This window comes from Roseateles sp. GW821-FHT09B06, from assembly GCF_059418245.1.
The window spans coordinates 94,114-119,363 of the sequence record NZ_JBWKPM010000014.1 but is presented as its reverse complement, the minus strand read 5'-3'; the positions used below and the strand labels follow the sequence as shown (position 1 = coordinate 119,363).

Annotated in this window: 22 protein-coding genes; 16 read left to right on the top strand and 6 right to left on the bottom strand. The window is 68.0% G+C overall.

Annotation, left to right across the window (positions count from 1 at the left end):
• From AC07OQ_RS14200 to AC07OQ_RS14185, 4 genes are all read left to right on the top strand, one after another.
• Positions 1–309 (top strand): electron transfer flavoprotein subunit alpha/FixB family protein (locus tag AC07OQ_RS14200; protein ID WP_495053773.1); only part of this gene is annotated, 309 nt, incomplete at its 5' end.
• A gap of 84 nt (positions 310–393) precedes the next feature.
• Positions 394–2,187 (top strand): acyl-CoA dehydrogenase, encoded by a 1,794-nt coding sequence (locus AC07OQ_RS14195; RefSeq protein ID WP_495053772.1) that lies wholly within the window; start codon positions 394–396, stop codon positions 2,185–2,187.
• A gap of 27 nt (positions 2,188–2,214) precedes the next feature.
• Positions 2,215–3,168 carry an NAD(P)H-dependent flavin oxidoreductase gene (locus tag AC07OQ_RS14190; RefSeq protein WP_495053771.1) on the top strand — a complete coding sequence of 318 codons (954 nt, stop codon included), beginning with the start codon at positions 2,215–2,217 and terminating at the stop codon, positions 3,166–3,168.
• 86 nt (positions 3,169–3,254) lie between these two features.
• Complete coding sequence (locus AC07OQ_RS14185) at positions 3,255–4,496, top strand: metal-dependent hydrolase family protein (RefSeq protein WP_495053770.1); 1,242 nt, start codon at positions 3,255–3,257, stop codon at positions 4,494–4,496.
• Between the two features lie 49 nt (positions 4,497–4,545).
• Here the strand turns inward: AC07OQ_RS14185 and AC07OQ_RS14180 are convergent, their stop codons facing one another.
• From AC07OQ_RS14180 to AC07OQ_RS14170, 3 genes are all read right to left on the bottom strand, one after another.
• Complete coding sequence (locus AC07OQ_RS14180; RefSeq protein WP_495053769.1) at positions 4,546–6,129, bottom strand: ABC transporter substrate-binding protein; 1,584 nt, start codon at positions 6,127–6,129, stop codon at positions 4,546–4,548.
• Positions 6,130–6,213: 84 nt separating this feature from the next.
• Positions 6,214–6,588, bottom strand: a complete 375-nt coding sequence (locus AC07OQ_RS14175; RefSeq protein WP_495053768.1) for a hypothetical protein — start codon at positions 6,586–6,588, stop codon at positions 6,214–6,216.
• A gap of 84 nt (positions 6,589–6,672) precedes the next feature.
• Positions 6,673–7,515 (bottom strand): isopenicillin N synthase family dioxygenase, encoded by an 843-nt coding sequence (locus AC07OQ_RS14170; RefSeq protein ID WP_495053767.1) that lies wholly within the window; start codon positions 7,513–7,515, stop codon positions 6,673–6,675.
• 412 nt (positions 7,516–7,927) lie between these two features.
• Between AC07OQ_RS14170 and AC07OQ_RS14165 the strand changes: the two genes are divergently transcribed.
• The 5 genes from AC07OQ_RS14165 (at position 7,928) to AC07OQ_RS14145 (ending at position 15,529) form a co-directional block, all read left to right on the top strand.
• Positions 7,928–10,780 (top strand): 2-oxoglutarate dehydrogenase E1 component, encoded by a 2,853-nt coding sequence (locus tag AC07OQ_RS14165; protein WP_495053766.1) that lies wholly within the window; start codon positions 7,928–7,930, stop codon positions 10,778–10,780.
• Positions 10,781–10,854: 74 nt separating this feature from the next.
• A complete protein-coding gene (gene odhB, locus AC07OQ_RS14160; RefSeq protein WP_495053765.1) occupies positions 10,855–12,114 on the top strand; it encodes a 2-oxoglutarate dehydrogenase complex dihydrolipoyllysine-residue succinyltransferase in 1,260 nt (419 codons plus the stop codon).
• 159 nt (positions 12,115–12,273) lie between these two features.
• Complete coding sequence (lpdA, locus tag AC07OQ_RS14155) at positions 12,274–13,695, top strand: dihydrolipoyl dehydrogenase (protein WP_495053764.1); 1,422 nt, start codon at positions 12,274–12,276, stop codon at positions 13,693–13,695.
• A gap of 83 nt (positions 13,696–13,778) precedes the next feature.
• The gene (zapE, locus tag AC07OQ_RS14150; RefSeq protein ID WP_495053763.1) at positions 13,779–14,879 is read left to right on the top strand and encodes a cell division protein ZapE; all 1,101 of its coding nucleotides are present in this window, start codon (positions 13,779–13,781) and stop codon (positions 14,877–14,879) included.
• Between the two features lie 11 nt (positions 14,880–14,890).
• Positions 14,891–15,529 carry a hypothetical protein gene (locus AC07OQ_RS14145; protein ID WP_495053762.1) on the top strand — a complete coding sequence of 213 codons (639 nt, stop codon included), beginning with the start codon at positions 14,891–14,893 and terminating at the stop codon, positions 15,527–15,529.
• 39 nt (positions 15,530–15,568) lie between these two features.
• On the opposite strand, the gene AC07OQ_RS14140 is transcribed toward AC07OQ_RS14145, so the two are convergent.
• Positions 15,569–16,336: a PP2C family protein-serine/threonine phosphatase gene (locus AC07OQ_RS14140; RefSeq protein WP_495053761.1), complete on the bottom strand. Its 768-nt coding sequence runs from the start codon at positions 16,334–16,336 to the stop codon at positions 15,569–15,571.
• Positions 16,337–16,398: 62 nt separating this feature from the next.
• Here AC07OQ_RS14140 and AC07OQ_RS14135 point away from each other — a divergent pair, with 62 nt between their 5' ends.
• Complete coding sequence (locus tag AC07OQ_RS14135) at positions 16,399–16,602, top strand: YdcH family protein (RefSeq protein ID WP_495053760.1); 204 nt, start codon at positions 16,399–16,401, stop codon at positions 16,600–16,602.
• Positions 16,602–18,608 (top strand): DNA repair helicase YoaA, encoded by a 2,007-nt coding sequence (yoaA, locus tag AC07OQ_RS14130; RefSeq protein WP_495053759.1) that lies wholly within the window; start codon positions 16,602–16,604, stop codon positions 18,606–18,608. Before AC07OQ_RS14135 ends, yoaA begins: the two co-directional genes overlap by 1 nt.
• A gap of 44 nt (positions 18,609–18,652) precedes the next feature.
• Here yoaA and AC07OQ_RS14125 read toward each other — a convergent pair whose 3' ends face one another.
• On the bottom strand, positions 18,653–19,423 hold the full coding sequence (locus AC07OQ_RS14125) for an outer membrane protein assembly factor BamD (RefSeq protein WP_495053758.1): 771 nt from the start codon (positions 19,421–19,423) through the stop codon (positions 18,653–18,655).
• A 108-nt stretch (positions 19,424–19,531) separates the two neighbouring features.
• Between AC07OQ_RS14125 and AC07OQ_RS14120 the strand changes: the two genes are divergently transcribed.
• Positions 19,532–20,557 carry an RluA family pseudouridine synthase gene (locus tag AC07OQ_RS14120; protein WP_495053757.1) on the top strand — a complete coding sequence of 342 codons (1,026 nt, stop codon included), beginning with the start codon at positions 19,532–19,534 and terminating at the stop codon, positions 20,555–20,557.
• Positions 20,558–20,571: 14 nt separating this feature from the next.
• On the opposite strand, the gene AC07OQ_RS14115 is transcribed toward AC07OQ_RS14120, so the two are convergent.
• Positions 20,572–20,790: a hypothetical protein gene (locus tag AC07OQ_RS14115; protein ID WP_495053756.1), complete on the bottom strand. Its 219-nt coding sequence runs from the start codon at positions 20,788–20,790 to the stop codon at positions 20,572–20,574.
• Between AC07OQ_RS14115 and scpB the strand changes: the two genes are divergently transcribed.
• From scpB to rlmN, 4 genes are all read left to right on the top strand, one after another.
• The gene (scpB, locus tag AC07OQ_RS14110; protein WP_495053755.1) at positions 20,789–21,538 is read left to right on the top strand and encodes an SMC-Scp complex subunit ScpB; all 750 of its coding nucleotides are present in this window, start codon (positions 20,789–20,791) and stop codon (positions 21,536–21,538) included. The genes AC07OQ_RS14115 and scpB overlap by 2 nt on opposite strands.
• Positions 21,535–23,523, top strand: coding sequence for a 23S rRNA pseudouridine(2605) synthase RluB (gene rluB / locus AC07OQ_RS14105; protein WP_495053754.1), 1,989 nt, complete (start codon positions 21,535–21,537; stop codon positions 23,521–23,523). Before scpB ends, rluB begins: the two co-directional genes overlap by 4 nt.
• Positions 23,524–23,621: 98 nt before the next feature.
• A complete protein-coding gene (gene ndk, locus AC07OQ_RS14100; protein WP_495053753.1) occupies positions 23,622–24,047 on the top strand; it encodes a nucleoside-diphosphate kinase in 426 nt (141 codons plus the stop codon).
• 59 nt (positions 24,048–24,106) lie between these two features.
• Complete coding sequence (rlmN, locus tag AC07OQ_RS14095) at positions 24,107–25,231, top strand: dual-specificity RNA methyltransferase RlmN (protein ID WP_495053752.1); 1,125 nt, start codon at positions 24,107–24,109, stop codon at positions 25,229–25,231.
• Positions 25,232–25,250: the final 19 nt, after the last annotated feature.

Genomic DNA, 25,250 nt, shown 5'->3' with positions numbered 1-25,250 from the left:
AAGTTCAACGAGGTGCTGACGCCGCTGGCCGACAAGCTGGGCGCGGCGCTCGGTGCCTCGCGCGCCGCGGTGGACGCCGGCTACGCGCCCAACGACTGGCAGGTCGGCCAGACCGGCAAGATCGTCGCGCCGCAGCTCTATATCGCCGCGGGCATCTCGGGTGCGATCCAGCATCTGGCCGGCATGAAGGACTCCAAGGTGATCGTGGCGATCAACAAGGATCCCGAGGCGCCGATCTTCTCGGTGGCCGACTACGGCCTGGAGGCCGATCTGTTCACCGCCGTGCCTGAACTGATCAAGGCCCTGTAAGCGGGCGCACCCCACGCCACGAAAAAGAGGGCGCCCGACTGAGACCGGTCGCGGCGCCCTTGTTGTATCTGGAGACAAGACATCATGAGCTACCGAGCCCCCGTCAAAGACATGCTGTTCGACATGCAGGAACTCGTCGGCCTGCAGACCCTGACCGAGCAGGTGCCCGCCTTCGCCGACTATGGGGTCGAGACCGCCCGGGCGGTACTGGATGAATGCGCCAAGCTCACCGAAGACGTGATCGCGCCGCTGAACGTGGAGGGCGATCGCAATCCCTCGTACTGGAAGGACGGTCAGGTCTTCTCGACCCCGGGCTTCAAGGAGGCCTTCCGCCAGTTCGCCGAAGGCGGCTGGCAGGGCCTGCAGCATCCGGCCGAGTTCGGCGGCCAGGGCCTGCCCAAGACCATCGGCGCGGCCTGCGGCGAGATGATCAACAGCGCCAACCTGAGCTTCGCGCTGTGCCCGCTTTTGACCGACGGCGCGATCGAGGCCCTGCTGACCGCGGGCAGCGATGAGCAGAAGGCGGTCTATCTGCCCAAGCTGATCGACGGCAGCTGGACCGGTACGATGAACCTCACCGAGCCGCAGGCCGGCTCGGACCTGGCCCTGGTGCGCACCCGCGCCGACCGCCAAGGCGACGGGACCTACAAGATCTTCGGCACCAAGATCTTCATCACCTGGGGCGAGCACGACATGGCCGAGAACATCGTCCATCTGGTGCTGGCCCGCGTGGCCGGCGCACCGGAGGGCGTCAAGGGCATCAGCCTGTTCGTCGTGCCGAAGTTCCTGGTCAATGCCGATGGCACGCTGGGCGCGCGCAACGACGCGCATTGCGTCTCGATCGAGCACAAGCTGGGCATCAAGGCCAGCCCCACGGCCGTGCTGCAGTTTGGCGACCATGGTGGCGCGATCGGCACCCTGGTGGGCGAGGAGAACCGCGGCCTCGAGTACATGTTCATCATGATGAACGCCGCGCGCTTCGGTGTCGGCGTGCAGGGCATCGCGGTGGCCGAGGCGGCCTACCAGAAGGCCGTGGCCTATGCGCGCGAGCGCGTGCAATCGCGCCCGGTGGACGGTTCGGTCAAGGGCAGTGCGCCCATCATCCACCACCCCGATGTGCGCCGTATGCTGATGACGATGCGGGCGCTGACCGAAGGGAGTCGCGCGATGTCCATCGTCGCCGCGGCGGCCTATGACGCGGCCCACCACCATCCCGACGCCGACCTGCGCCGGCAGAACCAGGCCTTCTACGAGTTCATGGTGCCCCTGGTCAAGGGCTACAGCACCGAGATGAGCCTGGAGGTCACCGACCTGGGCGTGCAGGTGCATGGCGGCATGGGCTTCATCGAGGAAACCGGCGCGGCCCAGTACTACCGCGACGCCAAGATCCTGACCATCTACGAAGGCACGACCGCGATCCAGGCCAACGACCTGGTGGGCCGCAAGACCACGCGCGACGGCGGCCAGCTGGCGCGCGCCGTGGCCGGCCAGGTCGAGCAGACGGAAGGCCTGCTCAGCGCACGCGACAGCGCCGCCGCCAAGGCGGTGCTGAAGCGCCTGAAGGTCGCCCGCGAGGCCTATCTGGAGGTGGTGGACTTCATCGCCGGCCAGGGCAAGAGCAATCCGAACGCGGCCTATGCCGGCTCGGTGCCCTATCTGATGCTGGCCGGCAACCTGGTGGCCGGCTGGCAGCTGGCGCGTTCGCTGCTGGTGGCCGAGGACAGGGCAGCGGCCGGCGAGGATGCGGCCTTCATGATGGCCAAGATCGCCACCGCACGCTTTTACGCCGAGCACATCCTGAGCCGCGCCGGCGGCCTGCGCGACGCCATCGTCGACGGCGCCGACAGCGTCACCGCGCTGGCCCTGGATGCCTTCTGAATTTCACGACCACGAACGGAGACTCTTGTGACCCTGCCTCCCGTCCTGCAGAACCTGCCCCTGCCCATCATCGGCTCGCCCTTGTTCATCATCAGCAATCCCAAGCTGGTGATCGAGCAGTGCAAGGCCGGCGTGGTCGGCTCGATGCCCGCGCTGAACGCCCGTCCGGCCGAACAGCTGGACGAGTGGCTGGCCGAGATCACCGAAACCCTGGCGGCTCATAACAAGGCCAACCCGGACAGGCCGGCCGCGCCCTTCGCGATCAACCAGATCGTGCACAAGAGCAATGACCGGCTCGAGCACGACATGGCCCTGTGCGCCAAGTACAAGGTGCCGATCATCATCACCTCGCTGGGCGCGCGCGAGGATGTGAATGCGGCCGTGCATGCCTGGGGCGGCGTGGTGCTGCACGACATCATCAACAACAAGTTCGCCAGGAAGGCGATCGAGAAGGGTGCGGACGGCCTGATCGCGGTGGCGGCCGGCGCCGGCGGCCACGCGGGTGTGAAGAGCCCCTTCGCGCTGATTCACGAGATCCGCGAATGGTTCGACGGCCCGGTGGCGCTGTCGGGGGCCATGGCCACCGGCGATGCGGTGCTGGCCGCCCAGGCCATGGGCGCCGACTTCGCCTATATCGGCTCGGCCTTCATCGCGACGGAGGAGGCCCGCGCCACCGATGCCTACAAGCAGATGATCGTGGCCTCCAACAGCGACGACATCGTCTACAGCAATCTCTTTACCGGCGTGCACGGCAACTACCTGAAGGGTTCGATCGTCGCGGCCGGCATGGACCCGGACAAGCTGCCCGAGGGCGATGTCAGCACGATGGACTTCGGTGGCGCCGGCGCCAAGAAGGCCTGGAAGGACATCTGGGGCAGCGGCCAGGGCATTGGCGCGGTGCGCGAGGTGGTGCCGGCGCGCGTGCTGGTCGAGCGCCTGGCGCGCGAGTACCGCGCGGCGCGCCAGCGGCTGGCGCTCTGAGCGATGCCGAGGGGCGAACAGAGCGGGGGCTAACCCCGCTTTTTTATGGGCCTCGCGGCCCTAGCATGGGCCGCCACGGAGGAAGCATGAGCGAGTCGCGTACCGTCATCCACAACGCCACCCTGTTCGACAGCCCGACGCTGGAACTGCGCCCGCGCACCACGGTCGTGATCGAGGGCGATCGCATCGCCGCGGTCAGCCAGCAGCCGCTGCAGGTGGACGAGGCTGCCGAACGCGTCGACGCCGGCGGCCGCGTGCTGCTGCCGGGTCTGATCGATGCCCATGTGCATGTGATGGCGGTGACGCACGACGTGCTCAAGCTCAGCAGCATGCCGCCCTCGCTGATCACCGCGCACAGCAAGCCGGTGCTGGAGGCGCTGCTGATGCGCGGCTTCACCACGGTGCGCGATGCCGGCGGCGCCGACTTCGGCCTGCAGGAGGCGCTGGCGCGCGGCCTTTTCGTCGGGCCGCGCCTGTTCATCGCCGGCCAGCCGATCACGCAGACCGGCGGCCATGCCGATGCGCGGCCCAAGGGCACGCGCGAGATGTTCTGCACCTGCGCCGGCCTGGGCCTGCCCGGCGCGATCGCCGATGGCGACGCCGAGGTGCGGCGCGCGACGCGCGAGCAGGTGCGCAACGGCGCCAACCAGATCAAGATCATGGCCGGCGGCGGCGTGGCCAGCCCGACCGACCCGATCGATGGCACGCAGTTCTCTATCGCCGAGCTGACGGCGATCTGCGAGGAGGCCGAAGCCGCCAATCTCTATGCGATGGCCCATGCCTATTCGCCGCGCTCGATCATGCGCGCGGTGCGAGCCGGCGTGCGCTCGATCGAGCATGGCAATCTGCTGGACGAGGACGCGGCGCGGGCGATGAGAGACGCCGGCGCCTTCCTGGTGCCGACGCTGGCCACCTACGAGGCGCTGGCCGAGGAGGGCGCGCGGCTGGGCTGGTCGGACGAGATGCTGGCCAAGCTGGCGCGCGTGCAGACACGCGGCATCGAGGCGATCCGCCTGGCCAGGGCCGAGGGCGTGCCCATCGTCTTCGGCACCGATCTGCTGGGCCATATGCAGCCGCGCCAGGCGCGCGAGTTCGCGCTGCGCGCGCCGGCGCTGGGCCCGCTGGAGATCCTGCAGAGCGCCACCTTCACCGCGGCGCGGCTGATGCGCCAGGAGTCGCAACTGGGCCAGATCCGGCCGGGCGCCTGGGCCGACCTGCTGCTGATCGAGGGCGACCCGCGCCAGGGGCTGGCGATGCTGGCCGAGCCGGAGCGGGGCATCGGCCTGATCATGCAGGGCGGGCGCATCCACAAGAACCGCCTGGCATAAAAAGAAAAGGCCGCCCGAGGGCGGCCTTGTCGTCACGCGCGGGAGCGCGTCACTTGATGTTGGTGAAGCGGGCCTCCGGACGGTCGTCCGAGCGGTGCTCGGTCGCCACGTTGGCGCGCATCGCCCAGGGGCGCATCTGGTGGTGCAGCGGCACGAACAGGTATTCGTCGCGCGTGCGCAGCAGAGCCTCGCGGATCATCGCGTTGCGCTTGGGGATGTCGACCTCGGTCTTCATCGCATCGACCAACTGGTCGATCTTGGCGTCGCTGACCTTGGAGAAGTTGAAGTTGCCGTCCGCGCCGGTGGTCTTGGTGCGCACCAGCGACTGCAGCGCGTACTGCGCGTCATAGGTGGCCACGCCCCAGCCCAGCATGTAGAGCGAGGTGTCGAACTTCTGGAAGGTCACGCTGTGCTGGGCCATCGGCGTGGCCACGAGGCGGCCCTTGACGCCGATCTTGGCCCACATCGCGACGACCGCCTGGCAGACCTCCTCGTCGTTGACATAGCGGTTGTTCGGGCAGTTCATCTGGATCTCGAAGCCGTCGGGGTAGCCGGCCTCGGCCATCAGCTTCTTGGCCTTCTCGACATCGACCTTCAGCGGCAGGTCGATGTCGGGCGTGTTGCCGTTGACGCCGGGCGCCACCATGATGCCGGCCGGGATCGAGAGGCCGCGCATGATGGTGCGCTTGATCGCCTCGCGGTCCACCGCCAGGTTCAGGGCCTCGCGCACCTTCTTGTCCTTGAAGGGGTTCTTGCCCTTGACGTTGGAGCCCTTCAGCTCGTCGCTGCCCTGGTCCAGCGCCATGAAGATGGTGCGCACCTCGGGGCCTTCGACGACCTTGAGCTTGGGGTCGGACTTGAGCTTGGCCACGTCCTGCGTGGGCAGGTCGGTCAGCAGATCCACGTCGCCGGAGAGCAGGGCGGCCACGCGGGTCGGGTCGGACTTGATCGGCAGGTAGCTGACCTCGGTGATGTTGCTGGCGCGGGCCTTGTCCCACCAGTCGGCGTTCTGCAGCATCGAGATCTTCTGGTCGGGCTGCCAGCCGGTGATCTTGTAGGGGCCGGTGCCCATCACATTGCGCGAGGCGTAGTTGTCTTCCTTGGCCTTGTAGTCCTGCGTCGTCGTGGTCTTGTTCTTTTCCGCCCAGGCCTTGCTCATGATGCGGAAGTCGACGATGTTGCGCAGCAGGATCGGGTTCGGCGCCTCCAGGATCAGGTCGACCGTGTGCTCGTCGATCTTCTTGGCCTCCTTGATGCCGGTCACATAGATCTGCATCGTGCCCTGCGGCTGCTTGATGCGGCCGAAGGAGAACACCACGTCGTCGGCGCTGAAGGGCGTGCCGTCATGGAACTTGACGCCCTTGCGCAGCTCGAAGCGCACCTGGGTGGGCGAGATGAAGGTCCACTTGGTGGCCAGTGCCGGCTCGACCTCGTACTTGGTGTTGTAGCGGGTCAGGCCTTCATAGGCGTGCATCATGATCGCATTGGTCGTCGCATGGTTCTGCGAATGCGGGTCCATGGTCAGGATGTCGTTCTGGGCGGCCCAGCGCAGCGGCACGGCCTGTGCGCCGGTGGCGGCGAGCAAACCCAGGGACAGCGAGAGCGCGGCCAGCTTGAACTTGTTGCGATTCATCTTCTGCTTACTCCATGAAGGCGTAGAGGAAAAGATTCATCCTAGTCGCGCCGACCGGGGCTGGAACTAATGGCTTGCCCGGGGCTAGGGGGCGGACGACGGCGCGATCTCGATACTGGCGTCGCAGCCGCGGCCGGCCGAGATCCAGCGCCGCGCCAGGCGCGAAATCCCGGGGGCGAGAGCCCGCGCCAGGCGGCCCCGCCAGCCCAGCACGGCCAGCGGCGCGGCGAGCATGCCGCAGACATAGCGGCCGCCGCCGGCCTCGGCCCCGTCGGCCGCATCGGCCGCATCGGCCCATTGCAGCGCATCGCAGCGGCCGCGGCGCTTGCGGCTGATCACCATGCCCAGCGGGCAGGGCTCGACCAGGCAGCAGACGCCGCAGCCGTTGCAGGGCGCTCCCCAGGCCGGCTTGGCCGGGGCCTCGGGGTGGATGTGGATCAGGACCTGATGCTCGCGCATATGTCCCACTGTAGGACAGTCCGGCCCGAACCCATCCAGCAAAAAGCCGGCACGCGGCCGGCCTTGATTCGACGGCGGAGCCGGCTACTTCTTGACGCCCAGCTCGCGCAGCCGCTCTTCCAGATAGCTGTGGGCCGTGTAGCGGTCCGACAGCACCACCTCCTCGCGCGGATGCAGGAACAGCGGCAGCGAGATGCGGCTCTTGGTGGCGCCCTCGCCGCTGGGGTTGATCACGCGGTGCTGGGTCGAGGGGTAATAGCCCTGGCTGGCCTCCTGCAGCATGTCGCCGATGTTGATGATCAGCATGCCGAAATCGCTCGGCACATCCACCCAGCTACCGTCCTTGGCCTGCACCTGCAGGCCGGGCTCGTTGGCCGCCGGCAGGATGGTCAGCAGGTTGATGTCACCATGCGGCGCGGCGCGCAGCGAGCCGGCCGGCTCTCGGCCGGTCAGCGGCGGGTAGCGCAGCACGCGCAACAGGGTCAGGCGGCTGTCCTGGATCATGCGGGACAGCGGCTCGCGATAGTTCTGCGCGATCTCGGCCGGCGTGTGCCGCTCCACCCAGGACAGCAGCTCCTGCGCCAGGCCGTTAGCCTGCTCGTAATAGCTCATCGCATCGGCCCTGAGCTGCGCCGGGATGCGGCCCCAGGGGTAGATGTGGAAATACTCCTTGATGTCCTTCTGGGTGAAGCCCTTGGCGGTCTCCGAGATCTCGGTGGAGAAGTAGCCGTCCTGCGTCTCCTTCGAGAACGCGTATTGCTGCTTTTCCTGCCCGTTGAAGAAGGCCAGCCAGTCGGCATAGATCTTCTCCACCAGGGCCTGCCGAAGGGGATGGTTGACGAGCACGCCGAAGCCGGTTTCGTGCAACGAGCGGGTGAACTGCTCGGCCGCGTCCGCGGCCTTGTAGTCAACGACTTTGACTTGCATGGGAACTCTCCTGAATCGTCCCGACGCCGGTCAGCCATTCAATCGCGGGGCTGGGGCGTGCAAGACGAAGTCTAGGGCAAGGGTGGCAGATTCGCAAACGTTTGCAGACTGCCGACGCCCGCAATATGGTGAGGCAGGGCGCCCGCGGGAGGGACCCCGCTTCGATGGTGCGCCAGCGCACATGAGGGCGATGTGCGCAAGGAATCATGCGCGATGCTGACAAAGCTTAAGTGGCTACCTAGGGTAAGCCAGCGATGCTACAGTCCGCCCCGAGACTTTTCTCGGTCCTTCCCGTCCCCTTTTCTGGCAACAGTCAAGGCGGGTCGCAATCCGCCAACCGGTCGAGCCGTGTCGCGGAAGGTGTATTTACCAGCCAACAGCCTTGGAAACCGGGGCAGAAGGTGAGCGAAAGATGATGCAGCAATACAGGTCGAACTCGTACCTGTTCGGGGGCAATGCGCCCTACGTCGAAGAGATGTACGAGGCCTACCTCGACAACCCGGGTTCCGTGCCCGACAACTGGCGCGCCTATTTCGACGCGCTCCAGCATGTGCCGGCCACCGACGGCAGCGAGGCCCGCGACGTGGCCCATGCGCCCGTGATCGAGTCTTTCGCCCAGCGTGCCAAGGCCAATGCCTTCGGCAACAAGGCCTCCGGCGCAGACCTGGCCGTGGCCCGCAAGCAGGTCCATGTGCAGTCGCTGATCGCGGCCTACCGTAATGTCGGCTCGCGCTGGGCCGATCTGGATCCGCTCAAGCGCACCGAGCGCCCGCGCATTCCCGAGCTGGAGCCGGCCTTCTACGACCTGAGCGAGTCCGACATGGACATCTCGTTCAGCGCCACGAACACCTATTTCTCCAAGGCCGAGCAGATGACCCTGCGCGAGATCGTGCAGGCCTTGCGCGAGACCTACTGCGGCTCGATCGGTGCGGAATACATGCACATCACCGACCAGGTCGAGAAGCGCTGGTGGCAGGAACGTCTGGAGTCGGTGCGTTCCAAGCCCAGCTTCGATGCCGAGAAGAAGAAGCACATCCTCGGCCGCCTGACCGCCGCCGAAGGACTGGAACGCTATCTGCATACCAAGTACGTCGGCCAGAAGCGCTTCTCGCTGGAAGGCGGCGAGAGCTTCATCGCCTCGATGGACGAGCTGGTGCAGCGCGGCGGCCTGATGGGCGTGCAGGAGATCGTGATCGGCATGGCCCACCGCGGCCGCCTGAACGTGCTCGTGAACACGCTGGGCAAGATGCCCAAGGACCTGTTCGCCGAGTTCGAGCACACCGCGCCGGAAGACCTGCCGGCCGGTGACGTCAAGTACCACCAGGGCTTCTCCAGCGACGTGACCAGCCCCGGCGGCCCGGTGCATCTGTCGCTGGCATTCAATCCCTCGCACCTGGAAATCGTCAACCCGGTGGTCGAGGGCTCGGTCAAGGCGCGCATGGACCGCCGCGGCGACCCGGTCGGCGCCCAGGTGCTGCCGGTGCTGGTGCACGGCGATGCGGCCTTCGCCGGCCAGGGCGTCGTGATGGAAACCCTGGCACTGGCCCAGACCCGCGGCTACTACACCGGCGGCACGGTGCATCTGGTGATCAACAACCAGATCGGCTTCACCACCTCCGATCCGCGCGACACCCGCTCGACCCTGTACTGCTCCGACGTCGTCAAGATGATCGAGGCCCCGGTGCTGCACGTGAACGGCGACGATCCGGAAGCCGTGGTGCTGTGCACCCAATGGGCGCTGGAATACCGTCAGCAATTCAAGAAGGACGTCGTCGTCGACATCGTCTGCTTCCGCAAGCTGGGCCACAACGAGCAAGACACGCCGGCCCTGACCCAGCCGCTGATGTACAAGAAGATCGCCCAGCATCCCGGTACTCGCAAGCTCTATGGCGAGAAGCTGGTCGCCCAGGGTGTGCTGGCGGCCGACGGTCCGGACGAGGTGTTCAAGGCCTTCCGCGCCGCGATGGACGAGGGCCGCCACACGGTGGACCCGGTGCTGACCAACTTCAAGAGCAAGTACGCGACCGACTGGTCGCCGTATCTCGGCAAGAAGTGGACCGACAGCTGCGACACCGCGCTGCCGGTGGCCGAATTCAAGCGCCTGGCCGAGAAGATCACCACAATCCCGTCGAACTTCAAGGCCCACCCGCTGGTCGAGAAGGTGATCGCCGACCGCGCCGCGATGGGCCGCGGCGACATCAATGTCGACTGGGGCATGGGCGAGCACATGGCCTTCGCCTCGCTGGTGGCCAGCGGCTACCCGGTGCGCCTGTCGGGCGAGGACTGCGGCCGCGGCACCTTCGTGCACCGTCATGCCGTGCTGCACGACCAGAACCGCGAGAAGTTCGACGAAGGCACCTACATCCCGCTGCAGAACGTCGCCGAGGGCCAGGCGCCCTTCGTCGTGATCGACTCCATCCTGTCCGAAGAGGCGGTGCTGGGCTTCGAGTACGGCTACGCCTCGGCCGACCCGATGACCCTGACGATCTGGGAAGCCCAGTTCGGCGACTTCGTCAACGGCGCGCAGGTGGTGATCGACCAGTTCATCGCCTCCGGCGAGGTCAAGTGGGGCCGCTCCAACGGCCTGACCCTGATGCTGCCGCATGGCTACGAGGGCCAAGGCCCCGAGCACAGCTCGGCGCGCCTGGAGCGCTTCATGCAGCTGGCCGCCGACAACAATATGCAGGTGGTGCAGCCGACGACGGCCTCGCAGATCTTCCACCTGCTGCGTCGTCAGCAGCTGCGCATGTTCCGCAAGCCGCTGGTCATCATGACCCCGAAGTCCCTGCTGCGTAACAAGGACGCGACATCGCCGATCAGCGAATTCACCAAGGGCGAATTCAAGACCGTGATCAGCGAACGCGACGACAGCATCGTGGCCGACAAGGTCAAGCGCATCGTCGCCTGCTCGGGCAAGGTGTACTACGACCTGGTGAAGGCGCGCGGCGACAAGAAGGACGTGGCCATCATCCGCGTCGAGCAGCTCTATCCCTTCCCGCACAAGGCCTTCGCCGCCGAGATCAAGAAGTACCCGAACCTGAGCGACATCGTCTGGTGCCAGGACGAGCCGCAGAACCAGGGTGCCTGGTTCTTCGTCCAGCACTACATCCACGAGAACATGGTGGAAGGCCAGAAGCTCGGCTATGCCGGCCGTCCGGCCTCGGCCTCGCCGGCCGTCGGCTATGCCCATCTGCACCAGGACCAGCAGAAGGCCCTGCTGGAGCAGGCTTTCGCCAAGCTCAAGGGCTTCATCCTGACCAAGTAAAGCAGCGAAGAAAGGCCCCGTACTGCCCAAGCGGCACGGGGCCTCTTGCGTTCAGAACAGAAAGAATTCACATCATGGCAATCGTAGAAGTCAAGGTTCCGCAGTTTTCCGAGTCCGTTTCCGAAGGCACGCTGATCTCCTGGAAGAAGAAGCCCGGCGAGGCCGTCGCGATCGACGAGACCCTGATCGAGATCGAGACCGACAAGGTCGTGCTGGAAGTGCCCGCGCCGGCCGCCGGCGTGATGGCCCAGATCCTGAAGAACGACGGCGAGACCGTCGTCAGCGAGGAACTGATCGCCAAGATCGACACCGAGGCCTCCGCCCAGGTCAGCCCGCTGGAAGTCAAGGCCGTGGCCGAGGCCGCGCCGGCCGCTGCCGCCGCTGCGCCCGCTGCCGCCACCGGTGGCTCCAAGGGCGATGTGGCGATGCCCGCCGCCGCCAAGATCCTGGCCGAGAAGGGCCTGGCCGCGACCGACGTCGCCGGCTCCGGCAAGGATGGCCGCGTCACCAAGGGCGACGCGCTGGCCGCCTCGGCCAAGCCTGCCGCCGCCGCTGCGATCGCCGTGCCGGCCGCTCCGGCCGTGGCCAAGCCCCTGCCGGCCGTCGCCGCGCCCGCGGTGCAGAACCTGGGTGAGCGCCCCGAGCAGCGCGTGCCGATGACCCGCCTGCGCGCCCGCGTCGCCGAGCGCCTGCTGCAGTCGCAGTCCACCAACGCCATCCTGACCACCTTCAACGAGGTGAACATGGCGCCGGTGATGGAGATGCGCAAGAAGTTCCAGGAGAAGTTCGAGAAGGAGCATGGCGTCAAGCTGGGCTTCATGAGCTTCTTCGTCAAGGCCGCGGTCGCCGCGCTGAAGAAGTACCCGGTGCTGAACGCCTCGGTGGACGGCAACGACATCGTCTACCACGGCTACTTCGACATCGGCATCGCCGTCGGTTCGCCGCGTGGCCTCGTGGTGCCCATCATCCGCAATGCCGACCAGCTGAGCTTCGCCGATATCGAGAAGACCATCGCCTCCTTCGGCCAGAAGGCCAAGGACGGCAAGCTGTCGATCGAGGAACTGTCGGGCGGCACCTTCTCGATCTCCAACGGCGGTACCTTCGGCTCGATGCTGTCGACCCCCATCATCAACCCGCCGCAATCGGCCATCCTGGGCGTGCACGCGACCAAGGACCGTGCCGTGGTCGAGAACGGTCAGGTGGTGGTGCGTCCGATCAACTATCTGGCGATGTCCTATGACCACCGCATCATCGACGGCCGCGAGGCCGTGCTGGGCCTGGTCACGATGAAGGAAGCGCTGGAAGATCCGGCCCGCCTGCTGTTCGACATCTGAGATTAGGGCTACTGCGCGGGTGCATGGCGTCGTTGCGGGGCTCGATCGGGGAATCCTCACGTAGCGCTGCTACGTTCAGGTTCCCCGACACCCGCGCCTAGCCCTGCATCCCGCTCGCTACGCCCCGCAAGGTTGGGGCTTGCGTACGAAGGAATATTCATGAGCACCAAGAACTTTGACGTCGTCGTGATCGGCGGCGGCCCCGGCGGCTATATCGCGGCGATCCGCGCGGCCCAGCTGGGTTTCAACACCGCCTGCATCGACGAGTGGAAGAACGACAAGGGCGGTCCCGCGCCCGGCGGCACCTGCACCAATGTCGGCTGCATTCCCTCGAAGGCCCTGCTGCAGTCCAGCGAGCATTTCGAGCACGCCAGCCTGCACTTTGCCGACCATGGCATCTCGACCGGCAAGGTCACGATGGACGTGGCCAAGATGCTGGGCCGCAAGGACCAGGTCGTGAAGCAGAACAACGACGGCATCCTGTATCTCTTCAAGAAGAACAAGGTCACGTTCTTCCACGGCCGCGGCAGCTTCGTCGCTGCCAAGGACGGCGGCTATGAGATCAAGGCCGGCGATGAAACCATCCAGGCCAAGCATGTGATCCTGGCCACCGGTTCGAACGCCCGCGCGCTGCCCGGTGCGCCGTTCGACGAGGAGCAGATCCTCTCCAACGACGGCGCGCTGCGCATCGCCGCCGTGCCCAAGAAGCTGGGCGTGATCGGCTCCGGCGTGATCGGCCTGGAACTGGGTTCGGTGTGGCGCCGCCTGGGCGCCGAGGTCGTGGTGCTGGAAGCCATGCCGGCCTTCCTGCCCGCGGTCGACGAGTCGGTCGCCAAGGAAGCCGCCAAGCTGTTCAAGAAGCAGGGCCTCGCCATCGAGCTGGGCGTCAAGATCACCGAGGTCAAGAAGGACAAGAAGGGCGTGACGGTCGGCTACACCGATGCCAAGGGTGCCTCCCAGGTGCTGGAAGTCGAGAAGCTGATCGTCTCGATCGGCCGCAGCGCCAACACCATCGGTCTGAACCCCGAGGCCGTGGGCCTGCAGCTGGACGAGCGCGGCGCGATCGTGGTCGACGCGGACTGCAAGACCAACCTGTCCAATGTCTGGGCGGTGGGCGACGTGGTGCGGGGGCCGATGCTGGCGCACAAGGCCGAGGAAGAAGGCGTGGCGGTGGCCGAGCGCATCGCCGGCCAGCATGGCCATGTCGACTTCGACATCATTCCCTCGGTGATCTACACCAGCCCCGAGATCGCGCAGGTCGGCAAGACCGAGCAGCAGCTGAAGGCCGAGGGCCGCGCCTACAAGGCCGGCCAGTTCCCCTTCCTGGCCAACGGCCGCGCGCGCGCGCTGGGCGACACCAATGGCTTCGTCAAGTTCCTGGCCGATGCCAAGACCGACGAGATCCTGGGCGTGCACATCATCGGCCCCTTTGCCTCGGAGCTGATCTCCGAGGCCGTGGTGGCGATGGCCTTCAAGGCTTCGGCCGAGGACATCGCGCGCATCTGCCATGCCCACCCGTCCCTGAGCGAGGCGACCAAGGAAGCCGCGCTGGCCATCGACAAGCGCACCCTCAACTTCTGATCGCCAGCGGCGTTTCAAAGTGAAAAGGGGCGGCGAAGGTCGCCCCTTTGCCTTGCTGGACTCCCGAGGACCTTCCTTCTTCCATGACCTCAGTCACCGAGCTCTATCAGCAGACCCTGGCGGAGCGCGGCTACACCGCCGACCCGGCCCAGCTGCACGCCATTGCGGCGCTGCAGCGTTGCCAGGACGAATGGGCCGACTACAAGGCGCGCCGCAGCAATGCGGTGACCAAGCTGCTGCGCCATCCGCCGTTGCCGCGTGGTGTCTACATGTATGGCGGGGTGGGGCGCGGCAAGAGCTTCCTGATGGACTGTTTCTTCCAGGCCGTGCCGCTGACGCGCAAGACCCGCCTGCACTTCCATGAGTTCATGCGCGAGGTGCACCGCGAGCTGCAGGACCTGAAGGGCATCGCCGACCCGCTGGAAGAGCTGGGCAAGCGCATCGCCAAGCGCTTCCGCCTGATCTGCTTCGACGAGTTCCACGTGGCCGACGTGACCGATGCGATGATCCTGCATCGCCTCTTGGACGCCATGTTCAAGCACCGCGTCTCGATCGTCACCACCTCCAATTTCCGGCCCGACGAGCTCTATCCCAACGGCCTGCACCGCGACCGCATCCTGCCCGCGATCGCCCTGCTCAACGAGAAGCTGGAGGTCATCAATGTCGACCATGGCACCGATTACCGCCAGCGTTCGCTGGAGCATGTGGAGCTGTATCACTGCCCGCTGGACGAGCGCGCCGACGCGGCGCTGACCGAGGCCTTCGAATCGCTGGCCGAGGCGCGCGACGAGAGCCCGCTGCTGCATATCGAGCACCGCGAGCTGCATGCCCGGCGACGTGCCGGCGGCGTGGTCTGGTTCGATTTCCAGACCCTGTGCGGCGGCCCGCGCTCGCAGAACGACTATCTGGAGCTGGCCAGCCAGTTTCACACCCTGATCCTCTCGGACGTGCCGGAGATGCCGGTGCGCCTGGCCAGCGAGGCGCGTCGCTTCACCTGGCTGGTCGACGTGCTCTACGATCGCCGCGTCAAGCTGATCATCTCGGCCGCGGTGCCGCCCGAGGCGCTCTACACCGAGGGCCCGCTGGCGCACGAGTTCCCGCGCACCGTCTCGCGCCTGCAGGAGATGCAGAGCGCCGAGTACCTGGCGCTGGCGCGCCGCGAGGTCGACACCTCGCTGACCTGATAGGCTAGGGCATGAAGTTCGGAATCCTGCTGTTCGGGCTTGCCCTGTCGACCCTGCCGCCACAGGCGCGGGCCGCCGATGAGGGCCGCCGCGACATCGCACAGCAGCGCGCTCGCATCGAGGCGCGTTACAAGGAGGCGCTGCAGGCCTGCGGCGACCGTTTTGAGGTCAACCGCTGCCGTCAGTCCGCCACCGACGAGCGCCTCGAAGCGCTCAAGCCCCTGCGCGAGCGCGAGTTGCGGCTCGACGCCGAGGAGCGCCATGTCCGTGCCGCGCGCCAGCGCGAGCGCCTGGAGGCCAAGCAGCAGGAGAGCACGCGCCGCGAGGCCGAGAGCCAGGCCAAGGCCGTGCAGGGGGCCGTGCCGGCCGCGCCGCCGGCATCCGCGCCCAAGCCCGCCCATGTGCCGGACAGCGCCGGCCATGCGCGCTCGGTGCAAGCCGAACTGAAGAAGAACGAGCAGGAGGCCGCGCAGCGCCGCGAGCAGGCGGCCGAGCGTCAGCGTCAGGCCGCCACGCGTCGCGACAGCGTGCTGCGCAAGCAGCAGGAGCGTCCGCCCAAGCCCGTCCAGGCATTGCCGACGCCGAGTGCCGCCGACCTGGCGGCGCTGCCGGCGCCCCCCCGGGCGTCGGGGCCGACGCCGACGCGCTGAGTCGGCTGCGCCGAGATAGCCGCGCCGAGATAGCGGTATTTAAGCGATCGCCTCGACGCGCACGATGGCCAGCGACAGGTTGTCGCCGCCGCCATGGGCGCGCTGGCGCGCCTTCTCGACCAGCAGCTCGGCCGCCTCGCGCGGCGGCAGGCTGTGCAGCACCGTGCCGAGCTCGTGCGGCGTGAAGTAATGCCAGAGCCCGTCGCTGCAGGCGACCAGGCAGTCGCCCAGTTGCAGGCGCTCGACGGTCTCGCTGCTCGGCTCCGGGTCCTGCTCGGTGCCCAGGCAGCCCGTGAGCAGGTTCGACTGCGGGTGCACCGCCGCCTCGGCCTCGCTGATCTGGCCTTCGTCGAGCAGGCGCTGCACGAAGGAATGGTCCAGCGTGCGCCTGAGCATGCTCGGGCCGCGGAAATGGTAGATGCGCGAATCGCCGGCATGGACCCAATGGCATTGCCGGTCCGGCATGATCAGAAAGGCCGCCAGCGTGCTGTGCGGCTCCTCCTCGGTGGCGATGGCGGTGAGCTTGATCATCAGGTGCGCCTCGGCCGCCAGATGGCTGAGGAAGGCTTCGGGGGCCTCGTCGCCGGGCACGAAGCGCTCGAACAGCTGGCGGGCGGTCATCACCACCTGGTCCGCCGCCTTGCGTCCGCCGCTCTTGCCGCCCATGCCGTCGGCCACCAGGGCCAACAGGCAGCCGCTCTGGCGCGGATGGCTGAAGATCTCCACCTGATCCTGCTGGTAGGGGCGGTCCCCACGATGGGTGCCGGTGGCGGCGTTGAGTCGAAATCCGGGGGCGCTGCGCGTCATGACGGAAATATAATCGGCAACCAATGCTCGGCAGGCAGTTTCGCATGCCATCCTAGCCTTACATGGATGAACAATTACATTCCTTGCCGCGCCGCCTGATCGAGCTGCGCATCGAGCATGCCGATCTGGACGTGATGATCGACAGCCTGGCCCGGCAGCAGCCGCTCGACGAGCTGGCCCTGCAGCGCCTGAAGAAGCGCCGCCTGGCCCTGCGCGACCTGATCGCCCGCATCGAACAAGCCACCGACCCCGCCGAGCCGGCCTGATGGATCAGACGCAGCCGGACCAGCCGCCGAGCGAGCTGGAGCAATGGGTGTTGGCCGCCTTCGACACCGGCGGCCCGCTGGCGCGTGCCGATGCGAACTATGCGCCACGCGAGCCGCAGCTGCTGATGAGCCGGGCCGTGGCCCAGGCGATCGCACGCCGCGAGGCCCTGGTGGTGGAGGCCGGCACGGGCGTCGGCAAGACCTTCGCCTATCTGGTGCCGGCCCTGCTGTCGGGCGGCCGCGCGCTGATCAGCACGGCCACCAAGAGCCTGCAGGACCAGCTGTTCCTGCGCGACCTGCCGCGCCTGACCCGTGCGCTGCAGCTGCCCTTGCGCAGCGCACTGCTGAAGGGGCGGGGCAGCTATCTGTGCCTGCACCGCATGAAGCAGGCGCGCCACAGCGCGGACCTGCCGGACCGGCGCTCGGTGCTGCTGCTGGCCCGCGTCGAGCAATGGGCGCAGGGCACCGTCAGCGGCGACCTGGCCGAAATGGAGGGGCTGGACGAGCGCTCGCCGCTGATCCCCTTCATCAATTCCACGCGCGACAACTGCCTGGGCACCGACTGCCCCGACTACCGTGCCTGCCATGTGGTGAAGGCGCGGCGCGAGGCCATGGAGGCCGATGTGGTGGTGGTCAACCACCACCTGTTCTTCGCCGACATGGCGCTGCGCGACAGCGGCGTGGCCGAGCTGCTGCCCAGCGTCGACATGGCCATCTTCGACGAGGCGCACCAGCTGCCCGAGGCCGGGCTGCAGTTTCTCGGCACCCTGCTGGGAACCAGCCAGCTGACCGACTTCGCCCGCGATGTGCTGGCCCAGGGGCTGACCGAGGCGCGCGGCCTGCAGGACTGGCAGGGCCTGGCGGCGCAGCTGGAGCGCGCCGCGCGCGAGCTGCGCCTGGCCGCGGCCGGCGCGGCCAAGGAGTTGCGCGGCATGCTGAAGCTGCGCTGGCAGGAGCGCGCCGGCACGCCCGGCTTTGCCGCGGCGCTGGATGGCGTGGCGCGCACGGCCGAGCTGGCCGAGGCGGCGCTGGAAACCGTGGGCGCCATCTCGCCCGACTTCGTGCGCCTGCGCGAGCGCGCCGGCGCCCTGCTGAAGCTGGCGCAGCATTTTGCGGCCGAGCCCGATGCCGGGGCGGTGCGCTGGATCGACCTGAGCACGCATCAGGCGCGCCTAGTCGAGTCGCCGCTGGACATCCGCGAGGCCATGCTGGAGCAGTTCGAGGGGCCGGCCAAGGCCTGGATCTTCACCTCGGCCACTCTGGGCGACGACGAGCGCCTGACATGGTTCACCGAGCCGGCGGGCCTGGACGATGCGCGGGTGCTGCGCGTCGGCAGCCCCTTCGACTATGCCAACCATGCGCGGCTCTACGTGCCGCGCGGCTTCCCCAAGCCCAGCGAACCCGACCATGCGCCCTCGGTGGCGATCATGGCGGCGCGCTGCGCGCGCGCGCTCGACGGCCGCACCTTCGTGCTCACCACCACGCTGCGGGCGCTGCAGACCATCGGTGACGCGCTGCGCGACGACTTCGAGCAGGATGCCGAGCCGATCAAGGTGCTGGTGCAGGGGGCGGCGCCCAAGCGCCTGTTGCTGCAGCAGTTCATGGAGAACCCGCGCGCGGTGCTGGTCGGCTCGGCCAGCTTCTGGGAGGGGATCGACGTGCCGGGCGACGATCTGCAATGCGTGCTGATCGACAAGCTGCCGTTCCCGCCGCCCAGCGATCCGCTGGTGGAGGCGCGCGTGCAGAAGCTGGAGGCCGAGGGGCGCAATGCCTTTGCGGAATTCTTCATCGCCGAGGCCGCGATCGCGCTGAAGCAGGGCGGCGGGCGTTTGATCCGCAGCGAAACGGACAAGGGCCTGCTGATCGTCTGCGACCCGCGCATGGCCGGCATGAACTACGGCCGGCGCCTGCGCGCCGCGCTGCCGCCGATGACGCGCCTGGAGACCGAGGGCGAGGCGCTGGACTGGCTCCGGATGCTGGCCGCCGAACGCGTCGAGCGGGCATAAAAAAGCGCCGCGGTGCGGCGCCTTCTCGGCTGCAGGATCTCAGCTCACCAGAATTGCCACCAGGCGCGCTTGCGCTTGCCGCTGCCGCCGGCCAGGTATTCGCTGTTGGGAAAGTTCTTCCGCAGCACCCGCTCGGCGTCGTCGCGCAGCGGCTTCAGGCCCAGCTTCTCGTAGCTCTGCACCATCAGGTAGAGCGCCTCCTCGGCCGCCGGGGCCTGCTGGAACTCCACCACCGCCTGCTGCGCGCGGTTGGCCGCGGCCACGTAGCCGCCGCGGTTGTAGTAGTAGCGCGCCACATGCACCTCATAGGCGGCCAGCGTGTTGGTGATGTAGTCGACGCGGATGCGCGCGTCCTCGGCGTACTTGGACTCGGGGAACTGCTCCGCCACCTGGCGGAAGGACAGCAGGGCGTCGCGCGAGGCCTGCTGGTCGCGCTCGGAGATGTCCTGGTTGGCGAGCTTGCCGAACAGGCCCAGATCTTCGTTGAAGTTGGCCAGGCCCTTCAGGTACAGCGCATAGTCCAGCGCCGCGCTGGAGGGGTTGAGCTTGATGAAGCGGTCCAGCGTGGTCACGGCGGCGGCGCGCTCGCCGCTGCGGTACTGGGCCCAGGCCAGGTCCAGCGCGGCCTGCTGCGCCATCAGGGTGCCGGCGGCGCGGCCCTCGATGCGCTCCAAGGTCTTGATCGCGCGCTCGTAGCTGCCGCTCTCGATGTCGGCCTTGGCGTCTGCGTACAATTTGTCCAGCGCCGCCTGGGAGTTCTGGTCTTCCGGCGGGGTGGAGCAGGCCGCCAGCAGGCCCATTGCCAGGGCCAACATACCGGTTGCGAGTGGGCCGAGCGAGCCGCGCAGTCGCGAGCTGTGTTCTGTCATGGTCCATGCCGACAGCAACATGGCGCCGGCCATCAAATAATGGAGTTTGATTATATGGTTGAGGCCGAGTCCGACCTGGCCGCGGCAGCGCTGGCCGAGAGTGGCGACGAGCAGGATCTGGAGCAGGCCGAGGAGGGCGTCGAGCGGCGCGAAGCCCAGGTCGATGCCGCCGGCCATGGCCAGCGCCTGGATCGCTGGCTGACCGGCCTGGCCCCCGAGTTCTCGCGCAACCATCTGCAGGCCCTGATCGGCCGCGGCTGCGTGCTGGTGAACGGCCAAGCCGCCACCACGGCCGCGCGCAAGCTGCAGGCCGGCCAGCGCGTGCAGCTGGAGCTGCAGCCCACGGCCGAGAGCCAGGCCTTCCGCGCCGAGGCGCTGCCGCTGGCCATCGTCTATGAAGATGACCATCTGCTGGTGCTGAACAAGGCCGCCGGGATGGTGGTGCACCCGGCGGCCGGCAACTGGTCGGGCACCGTGATGAACGGGCTGCTGGCGCATCACCCGGCGGCCGCGACCCTGCCGCGCGCCGGCATCGTGCACCGGCTCGACAAGGACACCTCGGGCCTGATGGTCGTCGGCAAGACCCTGGAGGCGGTGACGGCCCTGGTGCGCATGATCGCGGCGCGCGAGGTGCATCGCGAATACCTGGCGCTGGCGCATGGCCGGGTACCCGCGGAGCTGGTGATCGACGCGCCGCTGCGCCGCGATCCGGTGTCGCGGGTCAAGATGGCGGTGCTGGCCGGCGGCAAGCCGGCGCGCACCGATGTCTATCTGCTGGCGCAGGCCGAGCTCGAGGGCCGCAGCTACAGCGCCGTGCGCTGCGTGCTGCACAGCGGCCGCACCCACCAGATCCGGGTGCATCTGGCCAGCAAGGGGCACCCGCTGGTGGCCGATGCGCTGTACGGCGGCACGCCGGCGCTGGGCCTCGGGCGTCAGGCCCTGCATGCGGCGCGGCTGAGTTTTGCGCACCCGATCGACGGCCAGGCCCTGAGGTTTGATGCATCCGTGCCACAGGATTTGGCCGATAGCTGGACCGCGGCGGGCTTGCCCGCAGCGGGGCTGGACGGCAAAGGCGCCTGAGCGCGCGACAAGCGCTACAATGGCGCCAGCTGGGTCAGCCAAGCGCCGCGAAGAAAGTAGTAGCCATTCGCGATCAGTCGCCGCTGCCCCGGGGCCATGCCGGCCATGCCGCAGTCCGTGAGGGCAAGCGGCGGCCCGCCGAGGATCACAGCCCCTAGACCCGACAGCCCGCTGAATGCAGCGAATGTTCCAAACACGACCGCCAGGATGGCGGCCAGCTGACAGCAGTCCATGAACACACAGGATGCAAAGCGCGTCCTCGAGACCGCGCTGATCTGCGCCCAGCAGCCGCTGACCGTGCGCGAGATGCGGACCCTGTTCGCCGACGAGGTCGGCGCCGATACCCTGCGCGGCCTGCTCGACGAGCTGGGCCGCGACTGGGAGGGTCGCGGCGTGGAGCTGACGGCGGTGGCCTCGGGCTGGCGTTTCCAGAGCCGCCCCGAGCTGCGCGAGTACCTGGACCGGCTGCACCCCGAGAAGCCGCGGCGCTATTCGCGCGCGGTGCTGGAGACCCTGGCCATCATTGCCTACCGCCAGCCGGTGACGCGCGGCGACATCGAGGACATCCGCGGTGTCGTCGTTTCCAGCGAGATCATCAAGCAGCTGGAAGATCGCGCCTGGATCGAGGTGATCGGTCATCGCGAGGCGCCGGGCCGTCCGGCGCTCTATGCAACGACGCGCCAGTTCCTCGACGATCTGGGGCTGGCCAGTCTGGAGCAGCTGCCCGAGCTGCAGTCCGGCGGCGAGCCCGGTCCGGCGCTGGCGCAGATGCTGGAGGGGCAGGCCTCCTTGCTGGACGTGGCCGCGGCGGCCGAGCCCGCCGCACCTCCTGCCGACATTTCCACCGATATTTCCACCGAGTTCCTACTTACCCCGGCGCCCGAGGTTTCTCCTGAGGGCGCATCCGTTCCGGTGACCGCGGGCGACACCGCCCCGGGCTCCGAATCCGACGCTAGCGAGAAGGTGCAAGCCGACGCATGAATTCAGACGATAACGACATCAAGGCCGCCCCCGAGGGCCTGGCCGAAGAGGCGCCGAAGCGCCGCCGCACGACCCGAGCCAAGGCGGAGGCCGACGCTCAGCCGGTCGCCGCTGCGGAGGGCGCCGAGGCCAAGCCGGTGAAGCCGCGCGCGCCGCGCAAGACCGCCGCCAAGAAGGCGGAGGAAGCGGCGCCGGCGGTGGCTGCGGAACCGATCGTGGCAGCCGACGAGGCGCCGGCGCCCAAGCGCCGCAGCCCGCGCAAGGCGGCCGCCGAACCGACGGGCGAGGCAGCAGGCGAGGTGGCGGCACAGGCCAGCGCTGCGGCGCCGGCCGAACCGGTCGGTGAGCCGCAGCCCGCGGTCGAGGCGGCGCAGCCGCAGGCGGCGGACGCCGGCGAGCGTGCCGAGTCCGACGAGCGCCGCGGCCGCAACCGTCGCCGCGGCCGCCGTCGCGGTGAGTTTGAGGCGGGCGAGGGCGCCCGCGACGAGGCCGGCGACGAGCAGGCCGAGGGCGACGAGGCCGCGGCTGCGCGTCCGCAGCGCGCCGAGCCTGCGCCCGAGCAGTTGCAGGCCGAGGTCGGCGAACGTTTTGCCCAGGTGCTGGCTGGCGAGTTCGACGGCTCCGAGGAGGCGTCGTCCGCCGAGACCGTGACCGAGGTCGAGCAGAAGCGCGTGCTGGCCCCCGAGCCGGATGCGCCCAAGCTACAGAAGGTGCTGGCGCAGGCCGGTGTCGGCTCGCGCCGCGACATCGAGGACATGATCGCCGAGGGCAAGATCGAAGTGAACGGCGAGGTGGCCCATATCGGCCAGCGCATCTCCTTCGGCGACCGCGTCGCGGTCAACGGCAAGCAGATCCGCGTGCGCATCTCGCCGCCGGCGCCGCGCATCCTGGCCTATCACAAGCCCACCGGCGAGGTCGTGACCTTCAACGATCCGGAGGGCCGTCCCACCGTGTTCCGCCACCTGCCCAAGCTGTATCAGGGCAAGTGGCAGTCGGTCGGCCGCCTGGATCTGAATACCGAAGGCCTGCTGCTGTTCACCAATTCCGGCGAGCTGGCCAACCAGCTGATGCATCCGCGCTTCGGCGTCGAGCGCGAGTACGCGGTGCGCGTGCTGGGCACGCTCAGCGACGAGCAGCGCGCCCGGCTGCTGGAGGGCGTGCAGATCGAGGGTCAGCAGGCCGGCTTCAAGAGCATCGAGGACGGCGGCGGCGAGGGCGTGAACCGCTGGTACCGCGTCGTCATCACCGAGGGCCGCAATCGCGAGGTGCGCCGGCTGTTCGAGGCCGTGGGCCTGGTGGTGAGCCGCCTGATCCGCATTCGCTACGGCACCGTGGTGCTGCCGCGCGGCCTCAAGCGCGGCGTCTGGGTGGAACTGGGCGAGGACGATGTGCGCGTGATCCGCCGCCTGGCCGGCGGTGGTCGCCAGGACCGTCAGGACCGCGAACCGCGCCAGGGTCAGGGTCAGCAAGGCCAGGCGCCGCGCGAGGAACGTGGCGGCGGCAACAGCAAGCGCAACCGTCGCGGCGGCACCGGCGGCCCGCGTCCGAGCCGGCCCGAGCCTTCGCAGCGTCCGCCCGAGATGCGTCAGCAGGAGCGCGGCGCAGAGCGTGGCGTCGAGCGCGGCCGCGACCGCGACGACGAGAGCGACGACGACTTCATCCCGCACAACATCAACCCGCTGGAGCAGACCTTCGACCGTCGCTTCGCCAGCAGCGGCAAGCGTGGCATTCCGAGCGGCTTCGGCGCCGGCGGCAGCGGCGCCCAGGGCACCGGTGCGCCCGGTCGGGGCGGCCGCGGCAAGGGCGGCGGTGGCGGCAATGGCCCGCGCGAGCCCGATCCGATGCAGACCTCGGTCGGCTATATCGGCGCCGACGCCTTCACCCGTCGCGGTGGGCGGGGCGGCGGTGGCGGTGGCGGCGGCAACCGATCGGGCGGTGGCGGCGGTCGCTCCGGCGGCGGCGGTGGCCGCGGCGGTCGGCGCTGAGCGGCTGTCGGTCCCTATTTCCCGGCCCCGCAAGGGGCCGTCATCATCACACAGTACAATCTAGGGCTTTGCCAAGCCCAAGCTTTCAGGAGAAAAACATGGCGATCGAACGCACCCTTTCCATCATCAAGCCCGATGCCGTCGCCAAGAACGTGATCGGCCAGATCTATGCCCGTTTTGAAGCCGCCGGCCTGAAGGTCGTGGCCGCCAAGATGGCGCACCTGTCGCGTGGCGAGGCCGAGGCCTTCTACGCCGTGCACAAGGCCCGTCCCTTCTTCAACGACCTGGTGAGCTTCATGATCTCCGGCCCGGTGATGATCCAGGCACTGGAAGGCGAAGGCGCGATCCTGAAGAATCGCGACCTGATGGGCGCCACCGACCCGAAGAAGGCCGAGAAGGGCACGATCCGCGCCGATTTCGCCGACAGCATCGACGCCAACGCCGTGCACGGCTCGGATGCCGCCGAAACCGCAGCGCAAGAAATTGCGTTCTTCTTCCCCGGCATGAACGTCTACAGCCGCTGAAAAGCCGGCCAACGCCTCTGGTGCTCTGGCCATGAGGCCATAGAAAAGAGGTGAACACCATGAACGCGGTCAACCTGCTTGGATTCGATCTGGAAGGACTGGCTGCGTTCTGCGAGCAGCTGGGTGAGAAGCGTTTTCGCGCCACCCAGCTGTTTCGCTGGATTCATCAGAAGGGCGCCGCTGACTTCGATCAGATGAGCGACCTGGCCAAGTCGCTGCGCGAGAAGCTGCGCGGCACGGCCCATGTCACGGCGCTGCCCGTGATCTCCGAACATCTTTCCGCCGACGGCACGGTCAAGTGGCTGTTTGACGTCGGCGCCGGCAATGCGGTCGAGGCGGTGTTCATCCCCGAGGACGACCGCGGCACGCTGTGCATTTCCAGCCAGGCCGGTTGCGCGGTGGGCTGCCGTTTCTGCTCCACCGGCCACCAGGGCTTCAGCCGCAACCTGGAGACGGCCGAGATCATCGCCCAGCTCTGGTTCGCCGAGCACAGCCTGCGCCGGCGCTTCAACAGCGGCGAGCGCGTGATCACCAATGTCGTGATGATGGGCATGGGCGAGCCGCTGCAGAACTATTCGGCCCTGGTGCCGGCGTTGCGCATGATGCTGGACGACCATGGCTACGGCCTGTCGCGCCGCCGCGTGACGGTGTCGACCTCGGGCGTCGTGCCCATGATCGACCGGCTGCGCGAGGATGTGCCGGTGGCGCTGGCGGTGTCGCTGCATGCGCCGACCGATCCGCTGCGCGACCAGTTGGTGCCGCTGAACAAGAAGTACCCGATCGACGAGCTGCTCGAGGCCTGCAACCGTTATCTGGAGAAGGCGCCGCGCGACTTCATCACCTTCGAGTACTGCATGCTGGACGGCGTCAATGACACGCCGGAGCAGGCCGTCCAACTGGTGCAACTGCTGCGCGGCCATGTCTCGTGCAAGATCAATCTGATTCCGTTCAACCCCTTCCCGGCCTCGGGTCTGAAGCGCAGCTCGAACGCGCGCGTGCAGGCCTTTGCCGAGGTGTTGATCAAGTCCGGTATCGTCACCACGGTGCGCAAGACCCGTGGCGATGACATCGATGCCGCCTGCGGCCAACTGGCCGGCGAAGTGCAGGACCGTACCCGTGTGCAGCAGCGCATGGTGCGGGCGCCGGTGATGGTTCATGGTCTCGGGGGGCGCAATCCACAGTGAATCACTGATGACACGGCGC

Excerpts from the sequence above, each read along its gene's own strand:
- AC07OQ_RS14195 (WP_495053772.1), top strand. The coding sequence starts at position 394 with ATGAGCTACCGAGCCCCCGTCAAAGACATGCTGTTCGACATGCAGGAA.
- AC07OQ_RS14185 (WP_495053770.1), top strand. The coding sequence starts at position 3,255 with ATGAGCGAGTCGCGTACCGTCATCCACAACGCCACCCTGTTCGACAGC.
- AC07OQ_RS14180 (WP_495053769.1), bottom strand. The coding sequence starts at position 6,129 with ATGAATCGCAACAAGTTCAAGCTGGCCGCGCTCTCGCTGTCCCTGGGT.
- AC07OQ_RS14175 (WP_495053768.1), bottom strand. The coding sequence starts at position 6,588 with ATGCGCGAGCATCAGGTCCTGATCCACATCCACCCCGAGGCCCCGGCC.
- AC07OQ_RS14170 (WP_495053767.1), bottom strand. The coding sequence starts at position 7,515 with ATGCAAGTCAAAGTCGTTGACTACAAGGCCGCGGACGCGGCCGAGCAG.
- AC07OQ_RS14165 (WP_495053766.1), top strand. The coding sequence starts at position 7,928 with ATGATGCAGCAATACAGGTCGAACTCGTACCTGTTCGGGGGCAATGCG.
- odhB (WP_495053765.1), top strand. The coding sequence starts at position 10,855 with ATGGCAATCGTAGAAGTCAAGGTTCCGCAGTTTTCCGAGTCCGTTTCC.
- lpdA (WP_495053764.1), top strand. The coding sequence starts at position 12,274 with ATGAGCACCAAGAACTTTGACGTCGTCGTGATCGGCGGCGGCCCCGGC.
- zapE (WP_495053763.1), top strand. The coding sequence starts at position 13,779 with ATGACCTCAGTCACCGAGCTCTATCAGCAGACCCTGGCGGAGCGCGGC.
- AC07OQ_RS14145 (WP_495053762.1), top strand. The coding sequence starts at position 14,891 with ATGAAGTTCGGAATCCTGCTGTTCGGGCTTGCCCTGTCGACCCTGCCG.
- AC07OQ_RS14140 (WP_495053761.1), bottom strand. The coding sequence starts at position 16,336 with ATGACGCGCAGCGCCCCCGGATTTCGACTCAACGCCGCCACCGGCACC.
- AC07OQ_RS14135 (WP_495053760.1), top strand. The coding sequence starts at position 16,399 with ATGGATGAACAATTACATTCCTTGCCGCGCCGCCTGATCGAGCTGCGC.
- yoaA (WP_495053759.1), top strand. The coding sequence starts at position 16,602 with ATGGATCAGACGCAGCCGGACCAGCCGCCGAGCGAGCTGGAGCAATGG.
- AC07OQ_RS14125 (WP_495053758.1), bottom strand. The coding sequence starts at position 19,423 with ATGTTGGCCCTGGCAATGGGCCTGCTGGCGGCCTGCTCCACCCCGCCG.
- AC07OQ_RS14120 (WP_495053757.1), top strand. The coding sequence starts at position 19,532 with ATGGTTGAGGCCGAGTCCGACCTGGCCGCGGCAGCGCTGGCCGAGAGT.
- scpB (WP_495053755.1), top strand. The coding sequence starts at position 20,789 with ATGAACACACAGGATGCAAAGCGCGTCCTCGAGACCGCGCTGATCTGC.
- AC07OQ_RS14115 (WP_495053756.1), bottom strand. The coding sequence starts at position 20,790 with ATGGACTGCTGTCAGCTGGCCGCCATCCTGGCGGTCGTGTTTGGAACA.
- rluB (WP_495053754.1), top strand. The coding sequence starts at position 21,535 with ATGAATTCAGACGATAACGACATCAAGGCCGCCCCCGAGGGCCTGGCC.
- ndk (WP_495053753.1), top strand. The coding sequence starts at position 23,622 with ATGGCGATCGAACGCACCCTTTCCATCATCAAGCCCGATGCCGTCGCC.
- rlmN (WP_495053752.1), top strand. The coding sequence starts at position 24,107 with ATGAACGCGGTCAACCTGCTTGGATTCGATCTGGAAGGACTGGCTGCG.